Source organism: Pseudonocardia sp. D17 (genome assembly GCF_036984265.1).
Lineage (GTDB): Bacteria > Actinomycetota > Actinomycetes > Mycobacteriales > Pseudonocardiaceae > Pseudonocardia > Pseudonocardia benzenivorans.
Genome location: NZ_BPRG01000136.1, coordinates 150,871 through 167,783 on the forward strand (window position 1 = coordinate 150,871; position 16,913 = coordinate 167,783).

The following is a 16,913-nucleotide window of genomic DNA, read 5'->3' on the forward strand; positions in this document are numbered from 1 at the left end:
GGCCGCAGTCGCTAGGCTCGCGCAGACGAAGGAGGGCCACGGGGTGTTGCAGGCGGTTCTGAACGGGTCGCGTCCGGCCGACGCGCACCCCGCGCTGCCCATCCAGGCCCGCCATCTCGCCCGCGACGCGCGCGCCGTCGCCCGGCTCGGCCTCACGTCGGTGCACGTGCACCCCCGCGGGCCGGAGGGCGAGGAGACCCTGGACCCCGTGCACGTGGGGGACGCGGTCGCACTGATCCGCAGCGAGGTCCCCAACATGGAGATCGGCGTGACGACGGGGCGCTGGATCCAGCCCGATCCGCGCAAGCGGATGGAGGCAGTCACGGCGTGGGCCCGGCTCGGCGCCGGCAAGCCCGACGTGTGCTCGGTCAACGTCCACGAGAAGGGCTGGGTCGACGTCTGCAAGGCGGCGGCGAACGCCGGGATCGGCGTCGAACTGGGCGTGTGGACCAGCGGGGACGCGGTCACGCTCCGGCAGAACGGGGTCCCGCCGTCGACGGTGCGGGTGCTCGCGGAGTCGACGGTGTCCGATCCCGAGACCGCCGTCGCCGAGGCGGTGCGCATCCTGCGCGCGCTGGGCTCGCTCCCCGTCCCCGTGATGTTGCACGGCGAGGAGGACGGGGCCTGGCCGGTCCTCGAGTACGCGATGCGCATGGGCAAGGACACCCGGATCGGCTTCGAGGACGTCCTCGTGCGTCCCGACGGCTGGCTCGCGACCGGTAACGACGACCTCGTCCGGTCCGCCCTCGCCTTCCGTCCCTGAGTCGTTTGCGCAGGTCAGCGGCATAACGCCAGAGTTCCGGGCGAGCTCGTCGACCGCCGGTGACGGGGCTTGTGGCTCCTGCAACAGAACCCGTTATCTCCCCGTTGCCGACGGCGTGGCCGCGGTGCGGGGCCGCTGCATACCGTTGATCACATGGCTCCCCTCGGACGTCGTGTCCTCGCCGCGGCGCGCGCGTTGACGACGCCGCTGCTGCCGGAGGACTTCCTGTCCGTCTGGCGGCCGCTGCGGTCCGGCCGCGCGCCGGGAGCCCGCGTCGTCGAGGTGCGGCCGGAGACCGCGGACGCGACGACGTTGTTCCTGCGCCCCGGCACCCCGCTGCCCGCGCACCGGCCGGGCCAGTTCGTCGGGCTGGGCGTACCGGTCGACGGCGTCTGGACGTGGCGCAGCTACTCGGTCACGTCGCGACCGGGAGAGTCCCTGCTCGCCGTCACGGTGACGGCCGTGCCCGACGGCGCGGTCTCGACCCTGCTGGCGCGGCGGCTGCGCCCGGGCGCCCTGGTTCGGATCACCCCGCCGTCGGGGGAGTTCGTACTGCCCGCGCCGACGCCGGAGAAGCTGCTGTTCGTCACGGCCGGCAGCGGCATCACGCCGGTCATGAGCATGGTCCGCACGCTCGCCGCGACGCGCCCGTCGGTCCTCGACGGCGCGGTCCACGTGCACAGCGACCGGACCGCCGCCGACGTCGTCTTCGGCCCGGAGCTGCGCGCGCTCGCGGCGCGGACCGGGATGCGCCTGGTCGAGCGCCACACCGCGACCGAGGGACGGCTCGACCCCGCCGGGCTCTCCTGCGTCGTCCCGGACTGGGGCGCCCGCGAGACCTGGGCGTGCGGGCCCGCCGACATGCTCGACGACCTCGTCGACCACTGGGACCGCGCGGGCGACCCGGCGGCGCTGCACGTCGAACGCTTCCGCCCGCCCACCTACGACGCCGCCGCCGGCACCGGCGGGCGCGTCACGTTCGGGCGCAGCGGCGTCGTCGCCGACGCCGCCCCCGGCACCCCGGTGCTCGCCGCCGGGGAGGCCGCGGGCGTCCTGCTGCCCAACGGCTGCCGCATGGGCATCTGTCACACGTGCGTCGGCCCGCTGCGTTCCGGCGCGGTCCGCGACCTGCGCACCGGCGAGCTCCACGACACCCCCGGACAGTCCGTCCGCACCTGCGTCTCGGCCCCGACCGGCGACGTCACCATCGACCTCTAGGACGCCGCATGCCTCCCGTGATCGACGCCCACCTGACCGACGAGCAGATCGACGCCCTCGGCGCCGAGCTCGACGCCATCCGAGCGGAGGTCGTCGACAGCCTCGGCGAGGCCGACGCCCGCTACATCCGGTCCGTCGTGCGCGCCCAGCGTGGCCTCGAGGCGGGCGGCCGGGCGTTGCTGCTGTTCTCGCGCGTCCCCGCGGCGTGGGTGGCCGGGACGGCGGCGCTGTCCGTCGCCAAGATCCTGGAGAACATGGAGCTCGGGCACAACATCCTGCACGGGCAGTGGGACTGGATGCGCGACCCCGAGATCCACTCGACGACGTGGGAGTGGGACCACGTCTCGCCCGCGGAGATGTGGAAGCGCTCGCACAACTACGAGCACCACACGTTCACCAACGTCCGCGGCAAGGACCGCGACCTGGGCTACGCGATCATGCGGGTCACCCCGGAGCAGCCCTGGCACCCGGCGTACCTGCTGCAGCCGATCTACAACCTCGGGCTGTCGGCGTTCTTCGAGTGGGCGATCGCGATCTACGACATCGAGCTCGACCGCGTCCAGGAGGGAACGAAGCCCTGGCCGGAGGCCAAGGCGCAGATGGCGACGATCTGGCGCAAGGCACGTCGGCAGCTCGCGAAGGACTACCTGCTGTACCCGCTGCTGTCGGGCCCCGGCGCGCTGAGCACGCTGACGGCCAACGCCACCGCGAACGTGGTGCGCAACGTGTGGTCGCACGCCGTGATCTTCTGCGGGCACTTCCCCGACGGCGTCGAGACCTTCGACGAGTCACGGCTCGAGGGCGAGACCCGCGGGCAGTGGTACGTGCGCCAGCTGCTGGGCTCGGCCAACCTCGAGGGCGGCCCGCTGTTCCACCTGATGACGGGCAACCTCAGCCACCAGATCGAGCACCATCTCTTCCCCGACGTCCCCAGCAACCGCTACGCCGAGATCGCGCCGAAGGTGCGCGACGTGTGCCGGCGCTACGGGCTGCCCTACACGTCGGGCTCGTTGCCGCGGCAGTACGGCACGGTGTTGCGACGGCTCGCGCGGCTCGCGTTCCCGGGTGGGCACAAGCGCTACGGCGGCTCTCCGGCCACGGTGCGCCGGCTGCGCCCGCGCGCGGCGGCCCGCCTCGCCGCGGCCGCCTGACCCCGCGGCACCGGCATCTCGCGCACCGGCATCTCGCGCACCGGCATCTCGCGCCCGGCACGTCCGCGCCGAGGGCCGACCCCGGCGCCTCGCGCCCGGCACCACCGCGCGCCCAGGCCGACTCCGACGCGGCGCCGGATGCCCTCACTCACGGGGCGTGCCGCCGATGCTCTGCGCACGCAGCGCCAGGATGATCTCCAGGCGGCGCGTCGGGTCGTCGAGGGCGTCGCCGAACGCGTCGCGCAGGCCCGCGAGCCGGTAGCGGACCGTCTGCGGGTGCACGTGCAGGGCGGCAGCGGTGGCGCTGACGTCGCCGTGCGCGTCGAGCCAGGCGCGCAGGGTCTCCTCGGCGCGGATCCCGGCGCCGGCGGGCAGCCCCTGCAGCGGCGCGAGTGCCCGGGCACACAGATCGGCGGTCAGGCCGGTGTCGGTGGCGAGCAGGAGCGTCACGAGATGGTCGTCGGCACGCACGACGGCGCCCTCGCCGAGCTGGCCCGCGATGTGCAGCGGCCATGCGGTGCGGGCGCGGGCGACCGAACGGGCCACGTCGGCGGGCGCGACGCTCGGGCCCAGCACCGCACGCCGGCCGCGGACGGCGTGGCGCAGCGCGCCCGCGAGGCCGTCGCGGGCCGGGACGAGGACGACCCCGGCGGGTTCGAAGCGGGCGCCGACGGCGTCGGGCAACCGGCTCGCGATCTCGACCGCGTCCTCGACGACGATCGTGGCCACCAGCGTCGGCAGCGCCCAGTTCGCCGCTGCGGCGGCGCGCTCGACGTCGGCCGCGGACGCCTGCGGTGACCGGACCAGCAGCTCGACGAGCTCCTGACGGCGCGCCCGCAGCGACCCGGCCAGCGTGGCCTCGGCGTGCGCCCAGCCGCTGACCGACGCCGCCGAGAGCTGCTCGAGGTAGCCGAACAGGGCCTCGGCCAGCGCGAAGATGACGTCCGGCTCGAGGCGGCGCCCCGCCTCACCGGTGGCGATGTGCTGCCAGAGCGTGCGGGTCCCGACCTGGTAGGCCGCCTGCAGCGCCGCGAGCGTCCGGCCCTCGCGGTGCTCGACCTGGCCGAGGTCGTGGTAGGTGCGGGTGTCGGGCAGGTCGGCGGCCGAGCCGAGCAGCCCGACGAACTGCTGGAGCGCGACCGTCACCCCGCGCGTGATGCGCTCCCCGAACCTGCCCTCCAGCGGCCGGGCGTACTCCGGGACCTGGGCGCGCACCGCGGCGATGATCGCGTCCGCCGCGCCCAGCAGCTCCGGGGCGAGTGCCGGGCCCACCCACCCGGGCACGTGGGCCCAGGGGCGGTCCACTCAGGCTCCCAGGACCGTCGTGACGATCCCCGCGAGATGGCTGAGCCGGGCCAGCTCCGAGGGCCGGAACGCCGGCCCGCCCGGGCGCCCCACGACGAGCACCTGCATGACCGACGCCGGGCCCAGCGGCGCGGCGGCCAGCTCGGTGTCCAGCGCGCGCCACGGCTCGGGCACCCAGTGCTCGTCGGGGTCGATGACGATGGCCTTGGCCAGCGGCAGCCACGGCAGGTCGCCCGCGCGCGTCTCGGGGGCGGCCGACGACTCGGCGAGCCGCCACGACCGTTGTCCCTCGCGCACCGCGACGAGCGCCCAGCCGGCCCGGAACAGCCGCGGGACCTCCTCGGCGAGCAGCTGCAGCCCGTGCGCGGGCTCGCCGGCGATGCGGTCGAGCAGCTCCAGCTCGCGGTGGGTGTCCAGGCGCCCGGAGTAGGGCCGGACCGACTCGACCTGCACCCCGCGGACCGACTCGGCGGCGGTGATCAGCACGTCAGGGGGGCGGCCGGAGGGCAGCTCGACGGTCAGGTCGTCGACGGCGCTCCCGTCGGCCCGTTCGACGACGTCGACACCGAGGATGTCGGCGCCCGCCTCACCCAGCGCGGAGGCGACCGCTCCGAGACTGCCCGGACGGTCCGGCAGCACCACACGGAGCAAGAACGTCACCCGGTCACGCCTCCTCGGTCACCCAGTACGACCCGGTCGCGCGGGCGCCCGCGAGTGGAGCCCCGCGGGTGGCCGACGCGGCACCGCCGCGATACTGCCAGGCCGGACCACGGCACACAGCACCCACCGGGACACCCACCGGGACCGACCGGCCACACCGGGTGCGGGCAGGTGCCCTGACCGGGGGTCCTAGACTTCGGTCAGGCCCGTGTGGTGACGCGGCGCGCCGGTGGCCGTCCGGCCGCCGCCCGTGCGCGAACGTACGCAGCGCAGCCGCGGCGCGCGGGCACCGTCCACTGTTGCACCCAGGAGGGACATGTCTCCCGAATCCTCGTCGGCAGGCGGGGCCATCACCCGTGACGAGGTCGCGCACCTCGCCCGGCTCTCGCGGCTCGCCGTCACCGACGCCGAGCTCGACGTCTTCGCCGGCCAGCTCGACGTCATCCTCGGCGCGGTCGCCCGGGTGGGCGAGGTCGCGGCCGAGGACATCCCGCCGACGTCGCACGCCGTCCCGCTGGAGAACGTCTTCCGGCCCGACGAGCTGCGCCCGGGGCTGACCCAGGAGCAGGCGCTCTCGGGTGCCCCCGCCGCCGAGGACGGCCGCTTCCGCGTGCCGCAGATCCTGGGGGAGGAGCAGTGAGCGAGCTGACGAGGCTCACGGCCGCCGAGCTCGCGCAGAAGATCCACTCGCGGGAGGTCTCGGCCGTCGAGGCGGCGCAGGCCCATCTCGACCGGATCGCGGCCGTCGACGAGCGGGTGCACGCGTTCCTGCACGTCGGTGCCGAGGCCGCGCTGGCGTCGGCCGCGCTGGTCGACGAGTCGCTCGACGCGGACACGCCGCCGGCGTCGCCGCTGGCGGGCGTCCCGCTGGCGCTCAAGGACGTCCTCACGACGACCGACATGCCGACCACCGTGGGCTCCCGGATCCTCGAGGGCTGGCGGCCGCCGTACGACGCGACGGTCACCGCGAAGCTGCGCGCCGCGGGCGTCACGATCCTGGGCAAGACCAACATGGACGAGTTCGCCATGGGTTCGTCGACGGAGTACTCGGCATATGGGCCGACGCACAACCCGTGGAACCTCGACCGCATCCCGGGCGGTTCGGGCGGCGGGTCGGCGGCGGCACTCGCGGCGTTCGAGGCCCCGCTCGCGATCGGGACCGACACCGGCGGCTCGATCCGCCAGCCCGCCGCGATGACCGGCACCGTCGGCGTCAAGCCCACCTACGGCGGCGTCTCGCGCTACGGGCTGGTGGCGTGCGCGTCGTCGCTCGACCAGGCCGGACCCTGCGCGCGGACGGTGCTCGACGCGGCGCTGCTGCACGAGGTCATCGCCGGGCACGACCCGCTGGACTCCACGTCGATCGACGCCCCGGTCCCGGCCGTCGTCGAGGCCGCGCGCCGCGGTGCCGAGGGCGACCTGCACGGCCTGCGCGTCGGTGTCGTCCGCGAGCTCACCGGCGAGGGCTACCAGGCCGGTGTCCAGGAGAACTTCGACGCCGCCCTGCGCGAGCTCGAGAAGCTGGGCGCCGAGGTCGTCGAGGTCAGCGCCCCGCACTTCCAGTACGGCCTGGCCGCGTACTACCTGATCCTGCCCAGCGAGGTGTCGTCGAACCTCGCGCGGTTCGACGCGATGCGCTACGGCCTGCGGGTCGACAAGGGCGCGAGCGCCGAGGAGGTCATGGCCGCGACCCGCGAGGCCGGCTTCGGCCCGGAGGTCAAGCGCCGCATCATCCTGGGCACGTACGCGCTCTCGTCGGGCTACTACGACGCCTACTACGGGCAGGCCCAGAAGGTGCGGACGCTGATCAGCCGCGACTTCGCCGCCGCCTTCGAGCAGGCCGACGTCCTGGTCAGCCCGACCGCACCGACGACGGCGTTCCCCATCGGGGACAAGGTCGACGACCCGCTGGCCATGTACCTCAACGACCTCGCGACGATCCCGACCAACCTCGCGGGCACCACCGCGATGTCGGTGCCGAGCGGCGTCGCGGCCGAGGACGGCCTGCCGACGGGCCTGCAGATCATGGCCCCGGCCCTCGGCGAGGCCGTCATGTACCGGGTCGGCGCGGCCTACGAGGCGGCCCGCGACGCCGCCGACGGCAGTCCGTTCGCCACCCGCATCCCGGAGGTGAAGCGATGAGCGCGCCGACGCTGGTCGACTTCGACGACGTCGTCGACCGCTACGACCCGGTGCTCGGGCTCGAGGTGCACGTCGAGCTGTCGACGAACACGAAGATGTTCTGCGGCTGCCCGACGACGTTCGGTGCCGAGCCCAACACCCAGGTCTGCCCGACGTGCCTGGGCCTGCCCGGCTCGCTGCCCGTGGTCAACCGCGCCGCGGTCGAGGCCGCGATCCGCATCGGCCTGGCGCTGAACTGCGACATCGCGCCGTGGGGCCGGTTCGCGCGGAAGAACTACTTCTACCCGGACATGCCCAAGAACTTCCAGACGTCGCAGTACGACGAGCCCATCGCCGTGAACGGGCACCTCGACGTCACGCTGGAGGACGGCACCGTCGTACGCGTCGGCATCGAGCGGGCGCACATGGAGGAGGACACCGGCAAGTCGCTGCACGTCGGCGGCGCCACCGGCCGGATCCACGGCGCCGAGTACTCGCTGCTCGACTACAACCGCGCCGGCGTCCCGCTGATCGAGATCGTCACGAAGATGATCCCCGACACCGGCGCCCGCGCGCCCGAGGTCGCCCGCGCCTACGTCACCGCGCTGCGCGACCTGATCCGGTCCCTGGGCGTCTCCGACGTCCGCATGGACCAGGGCTCGATGCGCTGCGACGTGAACCTGTCGCTGTCCCCGAAGGGGTCGGGCATCCTCGGCACCCGCAGCGAGACGAAGAACGTCAACTCGCTGCGCTCGGTCGAGCGGGCGGTCCGCTACGAGATGACCCGCCACGCCGGCGTGCTCGACGCGGGGGAGAAGGTCGTCCAGGAGACGCGGCACTTCCAGGAGGACACGGCCACGACCCGGTCGGGCCGCATCAAGGAGACCTCGGAGGACTACCGGTACTTCCCGGAGCCCGACCTGGTCCCCATCGCGCCGTCGCCCGAGTGGGTCGAGGAGCTGCGCGGCACCCTGCCCGAGCTGCCCTGGGAGCGGCGCGCCCGCATCCAGCAGGAGTGGCAGCTCTCCGACGCCGAGCTGCGCGACCTGGTCAACGCCGGTGCGCTCGACCTGGTCGCCGCGACCGTCGAGGCCGGGGCGCCGTCGGGAGAGGCCCGCTCCTGGTGGGTGTCCTACCTGGCGCAGCAGGCCAACACCCGCGGGGTCGCGCTCGACGAGCTGCCGATCACCCCGGCGCAGGTGGCCCGGGTTATCGAGCTGGTCTCGTCGGGGGAGCTGAACAACAAGCTCGCCCGGCAGGTCGTCGACGGGGTGCTCGCGGGCGAGGGCGAGCCCGACGAGGTCGTCGCCGGGCGGGGTCTCGCGGTCGTGTCCGACGACGGCGCGCTCATCGCCGCCGTCGACGAGGCGCTGGCCGCACAGCCCGACGTCGCCGAGAAGATCCGCGGCGGCAAGGTGGCGGCGGCCGGCGCGATCGTCGGCGCGGTCATGAAGGCCACCCGAGGTCAGGCCGACGCCAAGCGCGTCCGCGAGCTGATCATCGAGCGCTGCGGCGGCTGAGCCTCAACTCACCGTTCCGGTGCTGGTCCAGCCGTGGCGTGTGGGTGGAGGGTGCTCCTGAGCTGGGCGATTGCGGTTCTCACACCAGCAGTCGGTCCGGATTGAAGGGGCACCCTCTCGGTGTCGGCATCGCATGTACTCGAGCGGTTGTCGGTGACCGTGGGCGACGCGTCGCTGATCGCTGGGGCGGGGCGGGTGCTGCCGCCAACGCTGGGGCAGCGGCTGGCCTGCCCGACCTGCTGGACACGCAGGTCACCGCGGGTCCGCATGCGGCCCAACGACGCCACCGGGAGTGTCGCCGCCGTGGGGTGGGGTACTCCATCGGCGCCCGCCTGCTCGGCCGGATGCGTGCGGCGATCCGCGTGGTCCCCGAGCACCGCTGGACCCCGCTGCCCGCTTCGAACCCGGTGCCGCGGTCATCGGGCTGGACCGGGTCGTGTTCGGCCACCGCCGACCCACTCCATCCTCGCCGTGGCGGGGCAACGGGCTGCGGATGCGGCTGATCGTGCACCGCCCCCGACCCCGCCGGCATCCGCGAACGCCGGGCCGGTCGGGCTGATCCCGCCCGACCGGAGTTGCTCCGGACCTTCGAGTACCACCGTTCATCACCGACCAGCCCGGCGAGCCCGGGGACGTCGACCATCGAGACGGGCGCCACGCACATCCGGTCGAGGACTTCGGTGGTCTGACGAACCGGGTCGGCGGACTGGATGCCGACTGCGCATCTGCACGAACAGGCCGGTCAGTTGTTGATCGCGCTCAAGAACCTCATTGTGCGCGCCTGGTCCTCGGCCGTGCCGAAGAGCACAGCAATCAGCTCACTGGCGCCTGCCTCCTCGTAGCGGCGGAGGTCGGCCGCTATCTGCTCCTCGGTCCCGACCAGGATCACGTCGACGGCACTGGCGACCCCTTCGATCTCGAGCATCGCTCCGTAACTGGGCAGCTGGCCCGCGCCGGCGAACCGCTCGGCCGCCAGTGCACGTGCAGAGTCGGGGTCGTCGGTGACACAGACGAGGGAACCGACGATCACGCGAGGCTGCGGACGGCCGGCGGTCTCGGCTGCCGCTGTGATCCGAGGGGTGATGTGCTCGGAGATCGTTCGCACTCCGGTCCACAGAGTCACGGTTCCCTCGGTGAGTTCACCCGCCAGTCGCAGCATCTGGGGTCCGAGGGCCGCAAGGACGACCGGGGGAGCGGTCACCCCGGGGAACGTCAGCTGCCCGTTCGCGATGAGGGCCTCGCCCTTGTGCTCCACGGGTTCGCCCGCCAGTGCCGGGAGGAGCACCTCGAGATACTCACGGAGGTACCGGACCGGTCTCTCGAAGGGGTAACCGAAGGTCGGCTCGATGACCGGTGCCTGGCTCACGCCGATGCCGAGTGTCAGGCGGTTGCCGACGGCCGATTGCACGGTGAGCGCCTGTCCCGCGAGAGTGAGGGGATGGCGGGTCTGGGCGACGACCACAGAGGTGCCGAGGCCGATCCCGGGCACGGCGGCACCTGCCACCGCGGCCACCGTGAGGGCGTCCCAGCCGGCGATCCCGGCCCACGGCGGCATCTGCGGCAGCCATGCGGCGGCGAGGCCGTTGTCCGCGGCGCCGGCGACTTCTTCAACTGCGTGGGGGACGGTCTGGGGGCCTCCCATGCCGACCGCAGCGTTCAGGCTGATGCGCATGGATCTGATCTCCCGTCGAATTTCGACCGGGTGTCTCGGTCGATTCACACACTAAACGGGGTGGTACCCCATTTGCAATCGGGGTCGCGTCCTCCGCCGGTGGCGTTCGCTACCACGAGTTCCACGATCCACTGCTGAACACCGTCGGGCAGCTCGTGGCCAAGACCCGGCACAGGAACGAAGCGCGCCCCCGGGATCGCCGCAGCCGTGGCGCGTCCGCACTCGATCGGAAGCAGAGGATCCTCGGTTCCGTGCACGACGACGGTGGGGCCCCGGACGCGGCCCAGGGCGGCGGTCCGGTTGCTCGCGGTCCGGACGGCGGCGACATGCCGGAGCCTGCCCTCGGGGCGGTCCGCCCGGTCCAGCGCCTCAGCGGCCCGGCGGCGGACGCTCTCGGCGTCGAAGGGGAACCTGGAACCCGCATAAACCCGCGCAGCATCCACAGTGGCCTCGATCGACTCGGCGCGAGTCCGTGCCGCGCGCGCCCGGACGGCCGCAGCGGCGGCTTCGGCGGAGGCCGCGGGCAAGCCGGGATCACCGGTGGTCGACATCACCGACGCAAGCGACAGCGTCCGCCCCGGATGGTCGATGGCCAACGCCTGCGCGATCATGCCGCCCATCGACGCCCCCAGCACATGCGCGGCACGAACGTCGAGCGCGTCCAACAGCCCGGCAGCGTCGGCGGCCATGTCGAACAGTGTGTAGGGGACACTGGAGTGATCCCCGCGATTACAGGCCTCCAGGTCCGGGACGCCTACGACCCCCGAGGACAAGCCGACGTCGCGGTGGTCGTAGCGGATCACGAAGAAGCCTCGGCGCACGAAGGCGTCCACGAAGGATTCGTCCCACGCGGTGAGCTGGGCGCCGAAGCCCATGATCAGCAGGAGAGCGGGATCGGCGCGGGAGCCGCGAGTCTGGAAGCAGAGCTCCAGAGCACCGACCGCGGCGCGTCCGTCGACGACGTCGATGTCGGGGCTCACCATGCCGGAACCACCACCCGCATCGTGTCGATGGTGGCCGTGCACGTGCGGTTCATCAAGGCGTCCGGTCCCCCGTGAAGGTTGAGGATGAACAACGTGCGGCCGTCCTGGCCGCCGAGGCAGGGCACGATCGGCATGCGGCCCTCGACAGTGATCATGTCGGTGATCTCGCCGCCTTCGCGCACCCGTCGGATCTGCCCGGTCATCGGTTCACAGGTCCAGATCGCGTTCTCGCGGTCGACGGTGATGCCGTCGGCCCCGCCGGGTTTGAGGTCCGCCCATGTTCGCCGGTTGTGTAGCGACCCGTCGGGCCGTTTGTCGAAACCCAGAAGCTGCCCGGCGAACAGCAGCGAGACGATGTACCGGGTGTCGTCACACGTCAGGACCGGGCCGTTCGGCGCGTCGACCTCACCGGCGACGATTCGCGCGGAGCGGTCCGCCTCGACCAGGATGACAGAGCCCGAGCCCTTCGGGGGGCGGACCTCGAAGTCGAGCCGTCGGTACCGCTCGACCCCACGTACGCCCGGCCGTGCCGGTCGACGGCGAGGTCGTTGAGCGGGCCGACGGCGAGAGAGGTCAGGTCCGCGTACTCGGTGACGGCGCCGTCGACAGTGCGTCTCAGGATCACCGGGCGCTCCAGATTGACGACGAGCAACGATCCGTCCGGGAGGAAGCCCAGGCCCGCGGGTGTGACGCCGCGGGCGAACTGGACGACGGTCTCGGCATGGCCGTGCTCGTCGACGGTCATGATCCGCCGCGCGTGCATGTCGCAGAACCACAGCCTGTCGTCGTGCCAACGGGGGCACTCGGCGAAGCGGAGCCCGTCGAGAAGGGGTGTCGGTTCCATCGGTCCGCCTCCGTATGTAGACCGAGCGTGGAGTGTGGAACTCAGTCGACGTGCGCAGCGCTCACGTACATCGACTTGTACTCGAGGTAGTTCGCCAGGCCCTCGGGGCCGAGCTCGCGGCCGATCCCGGAGTCCTTCATCCCTCCGAAGGGCGCGCCGAGATCGATGCTGTACCGGTTGACGCCGATCGTCCCGGTGCGGATACGCCGGGCCAGGTCGAGCCCACGTGCCTCGTCTCGCGTCCACACCGATCCGGCGAGGCCGTAGTCGGAGTCGTTGGCGATGCGGACCGCCTCGTCGTCGCCGTCGTAAGGGATGACGGCGATGACGGGCCCGAAGACCTCCTCGCGGGCGAGCCGGTCGGCGTTGTCGACGTCGGCGAAGACCGTGGGCTCGACGAACCAGCCGCGGTCCAGCCCCGCTGGGCGTCCACCGCCCGTCACCAACCGCGCGTCCGAGTTCCGCGCGATGTCGATGTACGCCAGGACCCGGTGGAGGTGTGCCTCGCTGGCCATCGGCCCCAGTGAGGTGGCCGGATCGAGTGGATCACCGACGACCCGGTCGCGGCAGTACTGGGCGAGGACCTCCACGACCTCGTCGTAGCGGGAACGCGGGGCGAGGACACGCGACTGGGTGGTGCAGGTCTGGCTGTTGTTCTGGAACGACGCGGTGCTCAGGCCTGCCCGGAGCACGTCGAGGTCGGCGTCTTCGAGCACGATCGCCGCGGACTTGCCGCCCAGCTCCAGGGTGCAGCGCCGGATGAGCCGGCCGCACTCGGCGCCGATGACCCTCCCGGCCTCGGTGGAGCCGGTGAACGCGATCTTGTCCACGAGCGGGTGCGACACCAACGCGCGTCCGGCCTCTCGCCCGCCCAGCACGATGTTGAGCACACCCGCCGGTAGCCCGGCCTCGATCGCGGCGTCGCCGAGGACGTAGGCGTCCAACGGGGTCTCCGGAGACGGCTTGAGCACGACGGTGCAGCCCGCGGCGAGCGCCGGGGCGATCTTGAACATCGCCAGGGCCTGAGGGTAGTTCCAGGGCACGATTGCGCCGACGACGCCGACCGGCTCGCGGCGCACGATCGTCGCCCCGGCTGCGCCGGGGCGGGTCTCCTCCAGCGGGAAGCGCTCGACGAGGTCGGCGTAGGTACGCAGCAGCGCCGGCGGGACGACGCCGTTGGAACCCTTCGACAGCCGGATGGGCATGCCGTTCTCCCGGGTGACCAGCCGGGCGGTGTCCTCGGCGCGGGCTGCAAGGGCGTCTGCGAACCGGAGCATCATCGCCGCCCGCTCGCCCGGGGTCGTCCGCCCCCAGGGGCCCTCGTCGATCGCCGCGCGGGCCGCACGAACCGCGGAGTCGATATCCGCCTCGTCGCCGAGGGCCGCGGTTCCCAGTGGCTCACCGGTCGCCGCTTCGACGGCCCGGTGCATCTCGGTTCCACGGGGAGCGACCCACGCGCCGCCTACGAAGAAGCGGGGGCGGTCCGCCGTGGTCGCTTCACCGACGATGCTCGTCACACGGACCTCCAGGTGTGGGCCGTGCATGGTGGCCGGCCAGGTGGGTTGGCTCGGACGACCATGTCAGGCAGGGCTGACGGCGAGATCGTCGCTGTCGGTCAGGTCGAGCGTGGCCTCGAGGTCGTGCAGCCGTGGCAGGACAGTCGCGGCGAAGAGCCGCTTGGACCGTTCCGCGGTCTCCGCGGGCATGTTGCCGAACTTGAAGGTCAGTACGAACTCGCCGGCCCCCGTCATCTTCTGGATGCGCCGGAGTCGCTCGAAGACCTGCTCGGGAGTTCCCCAGGCCTGCGGTCGCGCGGTGGTCTCGGTCTGCTCCTCGTCGGTCAGTGTGCTCGTACCGAACGAGGCGTACTGCTCGTACCCCTTCGTCTTGGCGAAACGGGCGACGTCGTCGAGCTGGTAGTGGTTGAGACTGCTGTGCTGGGACTCCAGGTTGTGCCGGGACATCACGTCCCAGGCCTCGGCCTCGTCCTCGAAGCAGGCGGCCCGGACACACACCGTGGGTTGTACCGGATCCCAGCCGTGCTCGGCGCGGAGACGGTTGAACTCGATCACGTCTTCGCGATAGCCGGCCCAGCTCTTCTGGTTCGTCAGCAGCATCCCCAGGCCTGCGTTCGCCGCCAACGGCAGGCTCTGCGGGCTGGCCCAGCCGGACTTCATCGAGCCGAGGATGCGTTCGGGGTTGCGGAACTTGGGACGGACCGAGGTTCTCGGGATCGTGAAGTGTTCGCCCTGGTACTCGAACCACTCCTGCGACAGCGCCAGGCGGAGGATGTCAAGGGTTTCGTTGTACCGGATTCGCGCATCGTCCATGGCGACCCGAAACCCGTCGAACTCCCGCACGGCCGCGCCGCGGCCGACCCCGAGTGTCAGGCCCCGGCCCTTCAGGACGTTGTCCAGCACGCTGATCTGGTGCGCGAGCTGCACGGGCTCATACCATGGCAGCACCGTCACCATGGTCCCGAGGTCGATCCGTGAGGTGCGTCCGGCCACATAGGTGAGATGTTGCAGCACACCGCCGGTCATTCCGTACGGGGTGATGTAGTGATCGATCGCCCAGTAGGAGTCGAAGCCCAGCGGCTCGATGAGATCGACGAGGGCGAGCTGCTCGTCGAGGACCTGCTGATCAGTGACCTTCTGGGGGCCGTCGCTCTGGGCCTTGTACCGATCCCAGTCGCTGTCGTTCCCGAACGGATAGTTGACGCCGACCTTCATCGTGACCTCACTCGGTTGGATGCGTGTGTGCTCGGGTGCGGTTCCGTACTGCTCGTGATTGCTCAGGCAGTGGACCCGGACCGGGGTGAGCAGTGGCGAACACCGTGCGACCGGATGCGGTGAGGGTGCCGACGGCCGACTGGCCGACCGGGCCGCAGTTGCTCGCGCATCGGGATGCCGCTGATGTGCTGGTAACGTTACCACTCCTCTGACGTGCGGTGAAGCCCTCGTCGCCGATCCGTTCTCGGCCCCTGGTCGCGCATCGTCGGGGCTAGCATGGCCGGGTGACGAATCGGAAGCGGCGCCCCGGGCCGCGGGTGTCGGGGCCGACTCTGCAGAGCGTTGCGGATCTCGCGGGCCTGTCTCTCATGAGCGCCTCCAGGGCGCTGAGCGGCGGCCAGGTGTCTCCGGAGAACGCAGCCCGGGTCAAGGCGGCGGCCGAGGCGCTGGGGTACGTCCCCAACGTCGCGGCCCGTCGGATGCGAGGCGGCCGAACGAACACGGTGGGCGTCCTGATCAACGCGGACCTCGACCCGCACATGGAGATCATGTCCATCCTGGACTGTCTCATCCGGGAGATGGAGGAGGCAGGCAAGCAGGTGCTGCTGTCCGTCGCGCGGGGTGGTTCGGATCAGATCGACATGCATCTGGAGGGCTTCCTGGCCCGCGGCGTCGACGGCGTCTTCTTCCAGAACGCCCAGCCGTCGCGTCTGCTGGAGCGCTACAGGCAGGCCGAGGTCCCGGTCGTGGCCATCAGTCACCGTGACGACGGCTGTCCTGAGTTGCCCTTCGTGACCCACGACGCCGAAGCTGTTTTCGCCCAGATGTACCAGCGCTTGACCGATCTCGGGCACCGAGTCGCAGTCGAGTTCACGCGCGGTGGTACTCCTCCGATGCACGAGAAGTTCAGGTCGTTCGGTGAGCTGCGGTGGCGCCGGTGTGATCTGGGTTCCGACCGCACCGTCATGCTGGCCCACGTCCGCACCGAACTCGCCACACCGGACCCGCCCACCCTGTTCATGGCCGACTACCCGGGAGCGGTACAACTGCTGAGCGTGTGTGAGGAGCTCCGTGTCCCGGTCCCGGAGAAGCTGTCCGTGGTTTCCACTGTGGACGGCCTGAGCGCTCCCATGCTGCGCACTCCGTTGTCGAGTCTCCGTGCGGACTACGAGCTCTTCGGCCGTGCTGCGGCTCGGTCGATGCTCGCCGCGCTGGAGGGCGAGGAGATCGAGGACGTCCTGGTGCCGGGCGGCATGGAGTGGATCGAGCGCTCCTCGACCGGACCTGTCCCGGAGCCGGACGGCGTGTCCGCTCGATGACGGCCGGCAGGCGACCCGCGCAGGGCCGGTGCGTGCGGCGTCCTGGTGCTCGGCCCGGCGGGCCCGTCGTGCCTGGTCGGTGCACGCGAAGATCGGGATGGCACCGGCTGCCGGGCGGGGACTGTCGTGTCCCCACGCGGGCGCGCCGGTGCCGTCCCGGGAACCACTCAGGCCGGCGCGGACACCGGGTCGGTGTCGCGACCCGTAGACGCGGCCGCGCGCTTGGTCTTCAGGGTGAAGCTCAGCCCGATGGCGGCGAGTCCGAGGGCCAGGAGCAGGACGACGTTTCCGAGGAATCCACCCCAGGTCGGTGCGCCTCCGGCGACCATGCCCACGGCGAGGATTCCTGCCGCGATCTGTCCGCCGGTCACACCACCGACGGACTGCAGCACGTACGTCGTTCCGCTGGTGCTGGCGACCCGGTCGTTGGGGACCACCTGGACGATCGTGTTGAGCCCCTGGGTGAGGCTCATCGCGATACCGGCTCCCAGGATCGCCGCCGTCAGGTAGGGCGTCCAGGGCGCGCTGCCGATGAACAGCAGCGGGACCGCGCCGAGGGTCATGAGGACACCGCTGAGGACCATGACCCCCCGCCGTCCCAGGACTGGCTCCAGCCGGGACGCGG

At 72.0% G+C, this 16,913-nt stretch carries 15 protein-coding genes and 3 pseudogenes; 9 read left to right on the forward strand and 9 right to left on the reverse strand.

The window, feature by feature from the left end:
• Positions 1-43 precede the first annotated feature (43 nt).
• The 3 genes from PSD17_RS21255 (at position 44) to PSD17_RS21265 (ending at position 3,132) form a co-directional block, all read left to right on the forward strand.
• Complete coding sequence (locus tag PSD17_RS21255) at positions 44-763, forward strand: 3-keto-5-aminohexanoate cleavage protein (RefSeq protein ID WP_013673955.1); 720 nt, start codon at positions 44-46, stop codon at positions 761-763.
• A 153-nt stretch (positions 764-916) separates the two neighbouring features.
• Positions 917-1,981: a ferredoxin reductase gene (locus PSD17_RS21260; protein ID WP_339124255.1), complete on the forward strand. Its 1,065-nt coding sequence runs from the start codon at positions 917-919 to the stop codon at positions 1,979-1,981.
• Positions 1,982-1,989: 8 nt separating this feature from the next.
• Positions 1,990-3,132, forward strand: a complete 1,143-nt coding sequence (locus PSD17_RS21265; protein ID WP_103384622.1) for a fatty acid desaturase family protein — start codon at positions 1,990-1,992, stop codon at positions 3,130-3,132.
• Between the two features lie 144 nt (positions 3,133-3,276).
• On the opposite strand, the gene PSD17_RS21270 is transcribed toward PSD17_RS21265, so the two are convergent.
• Positions 3,277-4,437: a PucR family transcriptional regulator gene (locus tag PSD17_RS21270; protein ID WP_339124256.1), complete on the reverse strand. Its 1,161-nt coding sequence runs from the start codon at positions 4,435-4,437 to the stop codon at positions 3,277-3,279.
• A complete protein-coding gene (locus PSD17_RS21275) occupies positions 4,438-5,097 on the reverse strand; it encodes an ACT domain-containing protein (RefSeq protein WP_013673959.1) in 660 nt (219 codons plus the stop codon).
• Positions 5,098-5,413: 316 nt separating this feature from the next.
• Between PSD17_RS21275 and gatC the strand changes: the two genes are divergently transcribed.
• The 4 genes and pseudogenes from gatC to PSD17_RS35410 all read left to right on the forward strand — a co-directional run.
• Complete coding sequence (gatC, locus tag PSD17_RS21280; protein ID WP_013673960.1) at positions 5,414-5,737, forward strand: Asp-tRNA(Asn)/Glu-tRNA(Gln) amidotransferase subunit GatC; 324 nt, start codon at positions 5,414-5,416, stop codon at positions 5,735-5,737.
• Positions 5,734-7,239, forward strand: coding sequence for an Asp-tRNA(Asn)/Glu-tRNA(Gln) amidotransferase subunit GatA (gatA, locus tag PSD17_RS21285; protein ID WP_013673961.1), 1,506 nt, complete (start codon positions 5,734-5,736; stop codon positions 7,237-7,239). Before gatC ends, gatA begins: the two co-directional genes overlap by 4 nt.
• Positions 7,236-8,738 carry an Asp-tRNA(Asn)/Glu-tRNA(Gln) amidotransferase subunit GatB gene (gene gatB, locus PSD17_RS21290; protein WP_339124258.1) on the forward strand — a complete coding sequence of 501 codons (1,503 nt, stop codon included), beginning with the start codon at positions 7,236-7,238 and terminating at the stop codon, positions 8,736-8,738. Before gatA ends, gatB begins: the two co-directional genes overlap by 4 nt.
• Positions 8,739-9,031: 293 nt before the next feature.
• Positions 9,032-9,399, forward strand: a pseudogene (locus PSD17_RS35410) (IS1380 family transposase); the annotation flags it as partial.
• An 81-nt stretch (positions 9,400-9,480) separates the two neighbouring features.
• On the opposite strand, the gene PSD17_RS21295 reads toward PSD17_RS35410, so the two are convergent.
• Genes PSD17_RS21295 through PSD17_RS21320 form a run of 6 tightly spaced genes read right to left on the reverse strand, consistent with a single transcriptional unit; the run spans position 9,481 to position 14,969 of the window.
• Complete coding sequence (locus PSD17_RS21295; protein ID WP_339124259.1) at positions 9,481-10,410, reverse strand: TIGR03564 family F420-dependent LLM class oxidoreductase; 930 nt, start codon at positions 10,408-10,410, stop codon at positions 9,481-9,483.
• Positions 10,411-10,454: 44 nt separating this feature from the next.
• A complete protein-coding gene (locus PSD17_RS21300; protein ID WP_339124261.1) occupies positions 10,455-11,393 on the reverse strand; it encodes an alpha/beta fold hydrolase in 939 nt (312 codons plus the stop codon).
• A complete protein-coding gene (locus PSD17_RS21305) occupies positions 11,387-11,842 on the reverse strand; it encodes an SMP-30/gluconolactonase/LRE family protein (RefSeq protein WP_339124270.1) in 456 nt (151 codons plus the stop codon). Before PSD17_RS21305 ends, PSD17_RS21300 begins: the two co-directional genes overlap by 7 nt.
• Entirely contained in the window at positions 11,770-12,237 is a 468-nt protein-coding gene (locus PSD17_RS21310; protein ID WP_339124262.1) for an SMP-30/gluconolactonase/LRE family protein, read from the reverse strand. The genes PSD17_RS21305 and PSD17_RS21310 overlap by 73 nt, the downstream gene beginning before the upstream one ends.
• A gap of 41 nt (positions 12,238-12,278) precedes the next feature.
• Positions 12,279-13,781 (reverse strand): aldehyde dehydrogenase, encoded by a 1,503-nt coding sequence (locus PSD17_RS21315; protein ID WP_103383913.1) that lies wholly within the window; start codon positions 13,779-13,781, stop codon positions 12,279-12,281.
• Positions 13,782-13,817: 36 nt separating this feature from the next.
• The gene (locus tag PSD17_RS21320; protein ID WP_013673966.1) at positions 13,818-14,969 is read right to left on the reverse strand and encodes an LLM class flavin-dependent oxidoreductase; all 1,152 of its coding nucleotides are present in this window, start codon (positions 14,967-14,969) and stop codon (positions 13,818-13,820) included.
• A gap of 317 nt (positions 14,970-15,286) precedes the next feature.
• On the opposite strand from PSD17_RS21320, the pseudogene PSD17_RS35415 reads away from it, so the two are divergent.
• A pseudogene (locus tag PSD17_RS35415) lies at positions 15,287-15,421 on the forward strand (LacI family DNA-binding transcriptional regulator); the annotation flags it as partial.
• A 51-nt stretch (positions 15,422-15,472) separates the two neighbouring features.
• The gene (locus tag PSD17_RS21325) at positions 15,473-16,288 is read left to right on the forward strand and encodes a substrate-binding domain-containing protein (RefSeq protein WP_339124264.1); all 816 of its coding nucleotides are present in this window, start codon (positions 15,473-15,475) and stop codon (positions 16,286-16,288) included.
• Between the two features lie 167 nt (positions 16,289-16,455).
• Here PSD17_RS21325 and PSD17_RS21330 read toward each other — a convergent pair.
• Positions 16,456-16,913, reverse strand: a pseudogene (locus PSD17_RS21330) (MFS transporter); the annotation flags it as partial.